General features: G+C 74.6%; 13 protein-coding genes. 5 read left to right on the forward strand and 8 right to left on the reverse strand.

Annotation, left to right across the window (positions count from 1 at the left end; translation table 11 throughout):
• Positions 1-103 precede the first annotated feature (103 nt).
• The gene (locus ABTZ17_RS33805) at positions 104-850 is read right to left on the reverse strand and encodes an anti-sigma factor family protein (protein WP_352199629.1); all 747 of its coding nucleotides are present in this window, start codon (positions 848-850) and stop codon (positions 104-106) included.
• On the reverse strand, positions 847-1,611 hold the full coding sequence (gene sigE / locus ABTZ17_RS33810; RefSeq protein WP_352199630.1) for an RNA polymerase sigma factor SigE: 765 nt from the start codon (positions 1,609-1,611) through the stop codon (positions 847-849). Before sigE ends, ABTZ17_RS33805 begins: the two co-directional genes overlap by 4 nt.
• 143 nt (positions 1,612-1,754) lie before the next feature.
• Here sigE and ABTZ17_RS33815 point away from each other — a divergent pair, with 143 nt between their 5' ends.
• Complete coding sequence (locus ABTZ17_RS33815) at positions 1,755-2,417, forward strand: O-methyltransferase (protein ID WP_352199631.1); 663 nt, start codon at positions 1,755-1,757, stop codon at positions 2,415-2,417.
• Between the two features lie 160 nt (positions 2,418-2,577).
• Here the strand turns inward: ABTZ17_RS33815 and ABTZ17_RS33820 are convergent, their stop codons facing one another.
• Positions 2,578-2,745, reverse strand: a complete 168-nt coding sequence (locus tag ABTZ17_RS33820) for a DUF3117 domain-containing protein (protein ID WP_226735082.1) — start codon at positions 2,743-2,745, stop codon at positions 2,578-2,580.
• Positions 2,746-3,086: 341 nt separating this feature from the next.
• On the opposite strand from ABTZ17_RS33820, the gene chcB reads away from it, so the two are divergent.
• Positions 3,087-3,887, forward strand: coding sequence for a 2-cyclohexenylcarbonyl CoA isomerase (gene chcB, locus ABTZ17_RS33825; RefSeq protein WP_352199632.1), 801 nt, complete (start codon positions 3,087-3,089; stop codon positions 3,885-3,887).
• A 57-nt stretch (positions 3,888-3,944) separates the two neighbouring features.
• On the opposite strand, the gene ABTZ17_RS33830 is transcribed toward chcB, so the two are convergent.
• Positions 3,945-4,514: a DNA-3-methyladenine glycosylase I gene (locus tag ABTZ17_RS33830; protein WP_352199633.1), complete on the reverse strand. Its 570-nt coding sequence runs from the start codon at positions 4,512-4,514 to the stop codon at positions 3,945-3,947.
• Positions 4,511-4,951 carry a DivIVA domain-containing protein gene (locus tag ABTZ17_RS33835; protein ID WP_352199634.1) on the reverse strand — a complete coding sequence of 147 codons (441 nt, stop codon included), beginning with the start codon at positions 4,949-4,951 and terminating at the stop codon, positions 4,511-4,513. The genes ABTZ17_RS33830 and ABTZ17_RS33835 overlap by 4 nt, the downstream gene beginning before the upstream one ends.
• 152 nt (positions 4,952-5,103) lie before the next feature.
• Here ABTZ17_RS33835 and folP point away from each other — a divergent pair, with 152 nt between their 5' ends.
• On the forward strand, positions 5,104-5,964 hold the full coding sequence (gene folP / locus ABTZ17_RS33840; protein WP_352199635.1) for a dihydropteroate synthase: 861 nt from the start codon (positions 5,104-5,106) through the stop codon (positions 5,962-5,964).
• Positions 5,965-6,022: 58 nt separating this feature from the next.
• Here the strand turns inward: folP and ABTZ17_RS33845 are convergent, their stop codons facing one another.
• Both ABTZ17_RS33845 and dapE read right to left on the reverse strand, forming a co-directional pair.
• Positions 6,023-6,778 (reverse strand): LOG family protein, encoded by a 756-nt coding sequence (locus ABTZ17_RS33845; RefSeq protein ID WP_352199636.1) that lies wholly within the window; start codon positions 6,776-6,778, stop codon positions 6,023-6,025.
• A gap of 65 nt (positions 6,779-6,843) precedes the next feature.
• Positions 6,844-7,923 carry a succinyl-diaminopimelate desuccinylase gene (gene dapE / locus ABTZ17_RS33850; protein WP_352199637.1) on the reverse strand — a complete coding sequence of 360 codons (1,080 nt, stop codon included), beginning with the start codon at positions 7,921-7,923 and terminating at the stop codon, positions 6,844-6,846.
• A 78-nt stretch (positions 7,924-8,001) separates the two neighbouring features.
• On the opposite strand from dapE, the gene ABTZ17_RS33855 reads away from it, so the two are divergent.
• Both ABTZ17_RS33855 and ABTZ17_RS33860 read left to right on the forward strand, forming a co-directional pair.
• Positions 8,002-8,934 (forward strand): VldE C-terminal domain-containing protein, encoded by a 933-nt coding sequence (locus ABTZ17_RS33855; RefSeq protein ID WP_502994957.1) that lies wholly within the window; start codon positions 8,002-8,004, stop codon positions 8,932-8,934.
• A 383-nt stretch (positions 8,935-9,317) separates the two neighbouring features.
• Positions 9,318-9,812: an ATP-binding protein gene (locus ABTZ17_RS33860; RefSeq protein ID WP_352199639.1), complete on the forward strand. Its 495-nt coding sequence runs from the start codon at positions 9,318-9,320 to the stop codon at positions 9,810-9,812.
• A 104-nt stretch (positions 9,813-9,916) separates the two neighbouring features.
• Here ABTZ17_RS33860 and dapC read toward each other — a convergent pair whose 3' ends face one another.
• Positions 9,917-11,014 carry a succinyldiaminopimelate transaminase gene (gene dapC, locus ABTZ17_RS33865; RefSeq protein ID WP_352199640.1) on the reverse strand — a complete coding sequence of 366 codons (1,098 nt, stop codon included), beginning with the start codon at positions 11,012-11,014 and terminating at the stop codon, positions 9,917-9,919.
• Between the last annotated feature and the right edge of the window lie 74 nt (positions 11,015-11,088).

Raw genomic sequence — 11,088 nt, forward strand, 5'->3', positions numbered from 1 at the left:
TGGTGCGCCCCGCGCCCTACGGGGGGTGCCCCCGCGGGCGCGGGGGGGGGCCACGCCGAGGGCCCCGGACAGCGGCTGCGGTCCGGGGCCCTCGGGCACACCGTCAGCGGTTGAAGACCGGCACCTTCACGGGCGGCAGTTGGGCCGGGTAGGGGCCGGCCGGTCCGCCGTCGTCCGCGAGCAGTGCCCCGGGCAGGATGTGCCCGGTGGCGGTCGGCGCGGCCACCGGCAAGGGGGCGACGCCCCGGCCTATCGGGACGATCCGGCCGCGCTGGCCGAGCCGCTCCGCCTCGGCCACCGACAGGGTGCCGCCGTAGCCGCTGCCCGTCCGGGAGACCGGGGTGACGGCCGTACCGCCTTCGTTGCGGGCGTTGGGGTCCACGGCGGCCTCCAGGGGCAGCGCCCCGCCCAGCGCGATCGCGGCCAGCGAGACGGCGCCCGCCGCGGCGAACGCGAAGCGGCGACCGCGGGCCGGGGACGGCGCGGGTCGGGCGACCTCGTGTATCCGGAAGCCCCGGTCGGGCTCGGGCACGGCGGGCGGCGGCGGGACGTACCCGAAGGTGTCGGGGCCCACCGCCCCGAAGACGCCGTTACCGAAGCCGCCGCCCGGTTCCCCGCCGGGCAGGCCCTGCAGGCGCGCCAGCAGCCCCTCCGAGGGCGGCGGCGGGGCCGCCTCCACGAAGAGGGTCTTCAAGCGGCGCTGCGCGTCCGCCTCGGACTTGCAGCGGGCGCAGGTGGCCAGGTGCGCCAGCACCCGCTCCCGCGCGTCATGGCTCAGTTCCCCGTCCACCAGGGCCGCGAGCCGGTCGCCCAGGTGGTGTTCGGCAGGTGACGGACCGACTCCGCTCACTCCACTCCGCCCTCTCCTCCCACGGCCGCCCCCGCGAGCGCGCGCTGCCCGGCCCGGGCCTCCGGGGACCGGTGCTTGAGCGCCTTGCGCAGGTGCGAGCGACCTCGGTGGATACGGCTGCGCACGGTGCCGAGCTTCACGCCGAGCGTGGCGGCGATCTCCTCGTAGGACAGGCCCTCGATGTCGCAGAGCACCACCGCGGCCCGGAACTCCGGGGCGAGGGTGTCCAGCGCCTGCTGCACGTCGGCGTCGAAGTGCGTGTCGTGCAGGACCTGCTGCGGGGAGGGCTCGCGGCTGGGCAGCCGCTCGGCCGCGTCCTCGGCGAGCGCGTCGAAGCGGATCCGCTGCTTGCGGCGGACCATGTCGAGGAAGAGGTTGGTGGTGATCCGGTGCAGCCAGCCCTCGAAGGTGCCGGGCGTGTACGTGGACAGCGAGCGGAACACCCGGACGAAGACCTCCTGCGTGAGGTCCTCGGCATCGTGCTGATTGCCCGTGAGGCGGTAGGCGAGACGGTAGACCCGCGCGCTGTGCGTGCTGACGATCTCCTCCCACGAAGGGGGGGTCCACGCCTGCTGGCCCGCGTCTGCGGCAAAGGTCGCGGTGGTCGCCGTGGCGGTGGAACGGAAACGGTCAGCGGTGTCGGTCACGGATTTCGGCTCACCCGCCGACCTGAAGAGGCGTCTGATGGCGCCTCCACGATCCACAGGCGCAGCCGCACCTCCCCTGTCGGCTCTGGTGGTGTCCAGTGGAGCCCCTACCATAGCCACCCCGTCCGTCAGCTCTGGATAAGCGTTTTTGCGTGAACTTTGCACAGGGCGCCCCGGCGGTGCCCGGCGCCCCTCCCACACCCTTCCAACGCCCGGTCCCATCTGCGGGTTCCCGCAGCCAACGGATACAGTCACCGTTGCGCCAACTAAGGGGACAGGAGAGGGTCATTACCGGCAACCGGCAGACGAGCTGGGCTTTCGCCGACGCGTTCGTCGCCGAGGACGACGCTCTGCGTTGGGCCCGCGACCGGGCGAGGGAAGCGGGCCTGCGCTCGGTGTCCCCCGGCACCGGGGCCGCGCTGCGCCTGTTGGCCGCCACCGCCGACGCCAAGGCGGTGGCCGAGATCGGCACCGGCACCGGCGTCTCCGGCATCCACCTGCTGTACGGGATGCGCCCGGACGGCGTGCTCACCACCGTGGACCCGGAGCCGGACCGGCAGGCCTTCGCCCGGCAGGCGTTCCGCGCCGCCGGGTTCGCCGGGAACCGGGCCCGCTTCATCCCGGGCCGCGCCCTGGAGGTGCTGCCCCGGCTCGCCGACGGCGGGTACGACCTCGTCTTCTGCGACGGGGACCCCACCGAGTCCCTGGACTACCTCGCTGAATCGTTGCGCCTGCTGCGTCCCGGCGGCCTGGTGTGCTTCGAGGGGGTCTTCGCGGACGGGCGCACGGTGGACTCCGCCGCCCAGCCGGTGGAGGTCCTGCGGGTGCGGGAACTGCTGCGGGCGGTCCGGGAGAGCCCGGCCCTGGAGGCGGCCCTGCTGCCGGTCGGTGACGGCCTGCTCTGCGCGGTGCGCCGCTGACCCGTCCGGCGGGCGGCCGGACGGGTGGCCCGGGCGCCGGGCCCGGCTCCGCCGGCGCCCTTCCGCGACCCCGATCCGACGCGCGACGCACCGTGGCCCCGGCCGCCACGAGGGGCGGCCGGGGCCACGGGGGAAAGATGTGGGTGGTGCGTGCGGAGCGTCAGCCGACGACGTTCTTGAGAGCGTCGGCGAGGGCACCGGCCTCGTCGGGGGTCAGTTCGACGACCAGCCGACCGCCGCCTTCGAGCGGTACGCGCATGACGATGCCCCGCCCCTCCTTGGTGACCTCGAGCGGGCCGTCGCCCGTCCGCGGCTTCATGGCCGCCATGCTCGTTCCCCTTCCTGAAACCAGCTCATCGTCAGCCGACGGCCCCGTTCAGGCGCCTAGTACCCGGCATCGAACACATTGCTTCCCGGCCATTATCCCGCATGTCAGGACCCGATGACCAACATCGGCGGGGAACGCTTGCGCAACGCGCTTGGCCAAAACCACTCATTTCGGGGATCCGCCTGCGATACTGCGCCGCCGCACGGGCGGAGCGGCGGAGGGATTCTTTGACGCAAGTCACACGGGACCGCCCTTCCGGCCCCGGTCCGGTCCGCCATGCTGACCTGTGTACCGGCCAGTACCGACCGCTGGCCGGGTCCGCGACGGAGGGGACACCTGCCATGGCCGACACCGTGCTCTACGACCTGACCGACGGGCTGGCGACGATCACCATCAATCGCCCCGCGGCGATGAACGCCATGAACACGGAGGCGAAGGAGGCCCTGCGGGACGCCCTGCGGACCGCCGGGGACGACCCGGCCGTCCGGGCGGTGCTGCTGACCGCGGCCGGGCGGGCCTTCTGCGTGGGCCAGGACCTGAACGAGCACGTGGCCAACCTGGCCTCGGACCGGGAGCGCGGCACCACCGAGACCATGCACACGGTGCGGGAGCACTACAACCCGGTGGTCCGGGCGATCACGGAGATGCCCAAGCCGGTGGTGGCCGGGGTCAACGGGGTCGCGGCCGGGGCCGGCTTCGGCTTCGCGCTGGCCGCGGACTTCCGGGTGGTCGCGGACACCGCCTCCTTCAACACCGCCTTCGCCGGGGTCGCGCTGACCGCGGACTCCGGGGTGTCCTGGACCCTGCCCCGCCTCATCGGCGCCTCCCGCGCGAGCGACCTGCTGCTCTTCCCGCGGAACCTGTCCGCCGGGGAGGCGTACGAGCTGGGCCTCGCCAACCGGGTGGTGCCGGCGGCCGAGCTGGCCGCGGAGGCCGCCGCGGTGGCCCGCGCGCTGGCCGACGGCCCGACCCTGGCCTACGCGGCGATCAAGGAGTCCCTGGCCTTCGGGGCCGCGCACTCGCTGGCGGAGACCCTGGAGAAGGAGGACGAGCTCCAGGCCCGCGCCGGGGCCTCCGAGGACCACGCGGTGGCGGTGGAGTCCTTCCTGAAGAAGCAGAAGCCGCGGTTCACGGGCCGCTGAGCCGGTGGGCCCGCCCCGCCGCAGGCCCGGAGGCAGCGGCCGGGGCGGGCCGTCGGGTCAGGCTCCGCGGGCCGTGCAGTCCGCGAGGTGGTCGTCGACCAGGCCGCACGCCTGCATGAGGGCGTAGGCGGTGGTGGGTCCGACGAAGCGCAGTCCCGCCTTCTTGAGCGCCTTGGCCAGCGCGGTGGACTCCGCGGTGACGGCGGGCACCTGGGCCAGGGAGCGCGGGGCCGGTCCGGGCTCCGGGGCGAAGGACCAGATCAGCGCGTCCAGCTCGGCGGGCCGCCAACCGGCCAGCACGCGGGCGTTGGCGAGGGTGGCCTCGATCTTGGCGCGGTTGCGGATGATGCCCTCGTCCGCCATGAGCCGTTCGGCGTCGGCGGGGCCGAACTCGGCGACGGCCGCGATGGAGAAGCCCGCGAAGGCCCGCCGGAAGCCTTCCCGGCGGCGCAGGATCGTCAGCCAGGACAGCCCGGACTGGAAGGCCTCCAGGCAGAGCCGCTCGTAGAGGGCGTCGTCGCCGTGGACCGGGCGGCCCCACTCGGTGTCGTGGTAGGCGAGGTAGTCCTCCGTGGACAGGGCCCAGGGGCAGCGCAGCCCGCCGTCCGGGGCCGGCTGCGCCTTCACGGGCGCTCCTGTCCGGGGGCGGAGTCCCAGGGGCCGAGCGGGTCGCGGGAGCCCTCGGCGCGGAGGCCGCCGGGGAGGTCCCCGGTCGGTCCGGCCGGGTCCTGGGCGCGCTTGAAGAGGTCGGGGCCGCCGGTCGAGACGGCCTGGGCCCCGGCGAGCGCGGCCTCCAGCGCGGCGATCCGGGCGTCCCGCTCGGCGAGTTCGGCACCGAGCCGGAGCAGCACCTCGTCCACCTCCGCCATCCGGTACCCGCGGGCGGTCACCGGCAGCCGCAGGGAGTCCACGTCGGCCCGGGTCACCGGGCGGCCGGCGGGCAGCGCGTCGGCCACCCGCTCGGGCTCGGACTCGGGGAGCACCGCGGACTCGCCGCCGCCCACCACGGCGAGCGTGACCGCGGCGACGACCACGACCAGCGCGATCAGCAAGAACCAGAACACGTCCAACCAACTCCCGAGACCCCGTGCGACTGTCCGGCACGATCGTGCCATGCGCCGCCGACGGCGGGGACGCGGCGGCGGACTTCCGCGCGGTTTCCGTGCGGTTAAGGTCGCAGGCGAGCGTACGGCCAACGGGAATGAGGGCACAGGGGATGCTGCGACTGGGCAGACGAGAGTTCGGACCGCACGAGCCGGTGATCATGGCCATCGTGAACCGGACCCCGGATTCCTTCTACGACCAGGGCGCGACCTTCCGTGACGAGCCGGCCCTGGACCGGGTGGAGCAGGCGGTGGCCGAGGGCGCCGCGATCATCGACATCGGCGGGGTCAAGGCGGGTCCGGGCGAGCACGTGGACGCGGCCGAGGAAGCCCGTCGCACGGTGGGGTTCGTGGCGGAGGTGCGGCGGCGCCACCCCGACGTGGTGATCAGCGTGGACACCTGGCGGCACGAGGTGGGCGAGGCCGTCTGCGAGGCGGGCGCGGACCTGCTGAACGACGCCTGGGGCGGGGTGGACCCGAAGCTGGCCGAGGTGGCCGCCCGTCACGGCGTGGGGCTGGTGTGCACCCACGCGGGCGGGGCGGAGCCGCGGACCCGGCCGCACCGGACCACGTACGAGGACGTGATGGCGGACATCCTGCGGGTCACCGTGGGGCTGGCGGAGCGGGCGGTGGCCCTCGGGGTGCGCCGGGACGCGGTGCTGATCGACCCCGGGCACGACTTCGGGAAGAACACCCGGCACTCCCTGGAGGCCACCCGCCGGCTCGGGGAGATGGCGGAGACGGGCTGGCCGGTGCTGGTCTCGCTGTCCAACAAGGACTTCGTGGGCGAGACCCTGGACCGCCCGGTCAAGGAACGGCTGCTGGGCACCCTGGCCACCACGGCCGTCTCGGCCTGGCTGGGGGCGCGGGTGTACCGGGTGCACGAGGTGGCGGAGACCCGGCAGGTGCTGGACATGGTGGCCTCGATCCAGGGACACCGGCCGCCCGCGGTGGCCCGGCGCGGCCTGGCCTGAGCGGGCGCGGCCGTCGTCCGGGAGGACCCGGACGACGGCCGTCAGCCGCTCGCCGGCGCTACTTGCCGACTTCCTTGGTGACCAGGGCGATGGCCTCGTCCACGTCGTCGGTGACGTGGAAGAGGAACAGGTCCTTCTCGGACGCCTTGCCCTGCGCCACGACGGTGTCGCGCAGCCAGTCGGTCAGCCCGCTCCAGTACTCCGTGCCGAAGAGCACGATCGGGAAGCGGGTGATCTTCTGGGTCTGCACCAGGGTGAGCGCCTCGAACAGCTCGTCCAGCGTGCCCAGTCCACCGGGCAGCACCACGAAGCCCTGGCTGTACTTCACGAACATCGTCTTGCGGACGAAGAAGTACCGGAAGTTCAGGCCCAGGTCGACGTGCGGGTTGAGGCCCTGCTCGAAGGGCAGCTCGATGCCGAGGCCCACGGAGATGCCGTTGCCCTCGCGCGCGCCGCGGTTGGCGGCCTCCATGGCGCCCGGTCCGCCGCCGGTGATCACGGCGAACCCGGCGTCCACCAGGGCCCGGCCGATCCGCACGCCCGCCTCGTACTCCGGGGAGTCGGCGGCGGTGCGCGCGGATCCGAACACGCTGATGGCGGGCGGCAGCTCGGCGAGGGTGCCGAAGCCCTCGATGAACTCCGACTGGATGCGCAGGACCCGCCACGGGTCCGTGTGCACCCATTCGCTGGGGCCCGCCGAATCCAGCAGGCGCTGGTCGGTCGTACTGCCCGCCTGAACCTGCCCCCGTCTGCGCAGTACCGGGCCGAGCTGCTGCTCCTCCGGCTTGCGCCGCATGCCCTCGGGGTTGCCCATGACGTGCTCCCTCCTGCTGATCGTTCGGATCAGGGTAGGCACACATGGGTGACAAGGAGGGTAATTCAGGAGGTCAGCCAGGCTCGGAGTCGTTCCTCGCAGTGCAGGATCGCCTTCGTGTCCACGCGCTCGTCGCGCTTGTGGGCCAGTAGGGCGTCGCCCGGGCCGTAGTTGACGGCCGGTACGCCGAGCCCGCTGAAGCGGGAGACGTCGGTCCAGCCGAACTTCGGCATGGGCTTGCCGCCGACCGCCGTCATGAAGTCGACGGCCGCCGGGTGGGAAAGGCCGGGGAGTGCTCCGCCGGAGAGGTCGTCCACCTCGAACTCGGTGATCCCGCAGTCCGCGAAGACCTCCTGGACGTGGGCCAGGGCCTCCTCGCCGCTGCGGTCGGGGGCGTAGCGGAAGTTGACGGTGACCGCGCAGGCGTCGGGGATGACGTTGTTGGCGACGCCGCCCTCGATGCGGACGGCGTTCAGGCCCTCGTGGTACTCCAGGCCGTCGATGACCGGGCGGCGCGGCTCGTAGGCGGCGAGGCGAGCCAGGATGGGGCCGGCGGCGTGGATGGCGTTGGAGCCCATCCAGCTGCGGGCGGAGTGGGCGCGTTCGCCGCTGGTGCGCAGGATGACCCGCAGGGTGCCCTGGCAGCCGCCCTCGACCTGGGCGTCGGAGGGCTCCAGCAGGACGGCGAAGTCCCCTTCGAGCCAGTCCGGGTGCGCCTCGACGAGCTTGCCCAGGCCGTTGAGGTCGGCGGCCACCTCCTCCTGGTCGTAGAAGACGAAGGTGAGGTCGCGGTTGGGGGCGGTGACGGTGGCGGCGATCCGCAGCTGGAGGGCGACCCCGGACTTCATGTCGGTGGTGCCGCAGCCCCAGAGCATGCCGTCCTCGTCGAGTCGGGAGGGGACGTTGTCCGCGATGGGGACGGTGTCGAGGTGCCCGGCGAGGATCACGCGGTCGGGCAGGCCGAGGCCGGTGCGGGCCACGATGTTGTTGCCGTACCGGTCCACCGTGAGGTGCGGCAGGGCGCGCAGCGCCTGTTCGACGGCGTCGGCGAGAACCTTCTCGTCGCCGCTCTCGGAAGGGATGTCAACGAGCCGGGCGGTCAGCTCGGCAGCGTCCAGGCTGAGGTCTAGCGCGGATTCTGGCATGGCGCCGACCCTAACCCGCCGGACCGTCGGAGCGCCGGGAGCATCCGCCCGGTGGACGTGGCGGGCGGCTCCAGTACGGTGGGCGGCGTGTCCGAACCCCGCTCCCGCGACGCGGCCGCGCCGTCCCGTCGCCGCAGGCCGCTGCGCGTCCTGGCGGCGTTCGTCGTGCTGCTCGCGCTGGCCGGTTACCTAGTGGTGCAGTACGTCTCCAACGGCGGGGCCGGGGCGCCCCGGTGCACGGTGCGGGCGGCGGACGGCGGGGACGCCTCGCACTCCGTCTCCCCCGAACAGGCCGGGCACGCGGCGACCATCGCGGCGGTGGGCACGGCGAAGGGGATGCCCGAGCGGGCGGTGACGATCGCGCTGGCCACGGCCATGCAGGAGTCGGGGCTGCGGAACCTGGACCACGGCGACCGGGATTCCCTGGGGTTGTTCCAGCAGCGGCCCTCGCAGGGGTGGGGCACGCCGGCGCAGGTCCGGGACCCGGTGTACGCGGCGGGGATCTTCTACGACCGGCTGGCGGAGGTGCGCGGGTACTCGCGGCTGCCGCTGACGGTGGCGGCGCAGCGGGTGCAGTTGAGCGGTTTCCCGCAGGCGTACGCCAAGCACGAGCCGGAGGCAGCCCTGTTGGCGGCGGCGTTGACCGGGCGGGCGCCGGCGGCGCTGAGCTGCACGGGTCCGGCGCCGACGGAGCCCGGGGACGCGGCCGCGGTGCGGACCGAGCTGGTCCGGGCCTTCGGGGCCGACGGGGCGGCGGGGGCCGGTCCCGCGGGCCGCTCGGCGGTGTCGGGGCGGGTGCTGACGGTGCCGGTGCCGGCGGACGAGCCCCGGCGGGGCTGGGAGCTGGCGCACTGGGCGGTGGCCAACGCGGCCCGGTTGAACCTGGCGGAGGTCGCGTACGGGGGCCGGGTCTGGCGGGCCGGTGAGGACCGCGGGGCCTGGGGGTCCGCGGAGGCCGCGGGTGCCGGGGGCGCCTCGGGTGTCCGGGTGACGGTGTCCGCCGGGAAGTGAGCCGGCGCGGACCGGCGGCGGCGACGCGCGCCGGGCGACCGGGACGGTCGGGGCCGGTGGGGAAGGTCGGGCCCGTGGACCGGCGCGCGGACCGGTGTTCTTCGGCCGGAGGGGGCGTCCGTCGGCCGGGTCCGTTCGCTCGGACGTACGGCCGGCGGGGGCGGACCGGTGTGCGGGAGGTCCCCCGACCGGGGGGAGCGGGATCTTCGGCGGGGCCCGTCGGGAGCGCGGAGAACCGCTGCTCGGAGCGCGATTCATGCGTTCTTCGGCGAAACCGATAATGCGACGCGTTACCGATCCTTTACCTCCGGTCACCGCAACCTCGCCCGCCCCGCGAGCGGTTGTCACGGCGTACTCAAGCCCGCAACACGCTTAGGAGCACCATGTCCCTCCCCCTGACCCGCCGGATCGCCCGTGCCGCTCTGCTGATCGCGGCCGGCGCAGCTCCCGTGGTCGGTGCGGCCGGCTCGGCGAGCGCGGCGGACCTCCAGTCCGCGCAGCTGGGTTCCCTGACCGCCGTGGACAGCGCGAGCCTCGGCCAGGCGGTCGACTCCGCGGCCCGCCAGTCCACCGGCACCGCCGGGGCCGCGGGCGGCGAGGCCGTGCGGACCGGAGTGCCCGCCGCGGGCGCGGCGGCCGGTGGTCTCGCCAAGAAGGGCGCCCCCACCGCCACGGAGACCGCGGGCGACCTCACCGGCACCGCCGAGGCCCTGGCCGGCGACACGGTCGCCCCGCTGGCCGCCGACACCACCACCCAGGGCCTGCCCACCGACGCCCTGACCGGGGCCCTGCCCGCCCCGGGCGGCCTGCCCGAGGCCACCACCCTCCCGGCGCAGCTGCCCGCGGGTCAGCTGCCGCTGGCGGGCCCGCTGGGCTGATCCCCCGCGCGGCCGGCAGGCCGCGGGGAACGACCGCGGGGCCCGGGAGCGTGTGCTCCCGGGCCCCGCGCGCGTGGTGGCGTCCGCCGGGCGGACGCCCGCGGTCAGCCGCCGAGCCGCTTGACGGCGGCGGCCACCCGCTCGTCGGTGGCGGTGAAGGCCACCCGGACGAAGCGGTTCCCGGCCTCGCCGTAGAAGTCGCCGGGGGCCACCAGGACGCCCAGTTCGGCGAGGGCCGCGACGGTGTCCCAGCAGTTCTCGTCGCGGGTGGCCCACAGGTAGAGGCTGGCCTCGCTGTGCTCGACGCGGAAGCCGTGGGCCTCCAGGGCGGCGCGCAGGGCGGACCGGCGGGCGGCGTACCGCTCGCGCTGCTCGGCCACGTGCGCGTCGTCGCCGAGGGCGGCCACGGTGGCGGCCTGCACGGGCGCGGGGATCATCATCCCGCCGTGCTTGCGGATCTGCAGCAGCTCGCCGAGCACGGCGGAGTCGCCGACCAGGAACGCGGCCCGGTAGCCGGCCAGGTTGGAGCGCTTGGAGAGGGAGTGGACCGCGACCAGGCCCGTGTAGTCCCCGCCGCAGACCTCCTCGTGGAGGACGGAGACCGGCTCGGCCTCCCAGCCCAGCTCCAGGTAGCACTCGTCGCTGAAGACGAGGATGCCGTGGCCGCGGGCCCAGGACACGATCCGGGCCAGCTCCTCCTTGGAGAGGACGGCGCCGGTGGGGTTGGACGGGGAGTTCAGCCAGAGCAGCTTCAGGCCCGCCGGGTCCAGCTCGGTCGGGTCGTCGTAGACCACCGGCTCGGCCCCGCACAGGCGGGCGCCGACCTCGTAGGTGGGGTAGGCCAGGCGGGGGTACGCCACGCGGTCCCCCGGGCCCAGGCCGAGCTGGGTCGGCAGCCAGGCCACCAGCTCCTTGGAGCCGACCACGGGGAGGACGTTCTCGTGCCGGACGGCGGTGGCGCCCAGCCGGTGGGCGGCCCAGCCGGTGAGGGCGTCGCGCAGGGCAGGGGTGCCCCAGACCGTCGGGTAGCCCGGGGAGTCCGCGGCCTCGGTGAGGGCCCGCTGGATCAGGGCCGGGACCGGGTCCACGGGCGTGCCCACGGAGAGGTCCACCAGGCCGTCCGGGTGGGCCGCCGCTGTCGCCTTGTAGGGCTCCAGCTTGTCCCAGGGGAAGACGGGGAGACGGGACGATACTGCGGCCACGGTGCTGTGCTCTCTTTCCTGGTACCCGTACGGCGGAAGCAGAACGCCCCGGTCGGGCGCCGGCTCGGGGAGCC

The organism is Streptomyces sp. NPDC097619 (assembly GCF_040302735.1).
Lineage (GTDB): Bacteria > Actinomycetota > Actinomycetes > Streptomycetales > Streptomycetaceae > Streptomyces.

What these genes read in the sequence shown, in the direction of transcription:
- sigE (WP_352199630.1), bottom strand. Translation starts at nt 1,611, where the DNA reads ATGGTAGGGGCTCCACTGGACACCACCAGAGCCGACAGGGGAGGTGCG.
- ABTZ17_RS33820 (WP_226735082.1), bottom strand. Translation starts at nt 2,745, where the DNA reads ATGGCGGCCATGAAGCCGCGGACGGGCGACGGCCCGCTCGAGGTCACC.
- chcB (WP_352199632.1), top strand. Translation starts at nt 3,087, where the DNA reads ATGGCCGACACCGTGCTCTACGACCTGACCGACGGGCTGGCGACGATC.
- folP (WP_352199635.1), top strand. Translation starts at nt 5,104, where the DNA reads ATGCTGCGACTGGGCAGACGAGAGTTCGGACCGCACGAGCCGGTGATC.
- ABTZ17_RS33845 (WP_352199636.1), bottom strand. Translation starts at nt 6,778, where the DNA reads ATGGGCAACCCCGAGGGCATGCGGCGCAAGCCGGAGGAGCAGCAGCTC.
- dapE (WP_352199637.1), bottom strand. Translation starts at nt 7,923, where the DNA reads ATGCCAGAATCCGCGCTAGACCTCAGCCTGGACGCTGCCGAGCTGACC.
- ABTZ17_RS33860 (WP_352199639.1), top strand. Translation starts at nt 9,318, where the DNA reads ATGTCCCTCCCCCTGACCCGCCGGATCGCCCGTGCCGCTCTGCTGATC.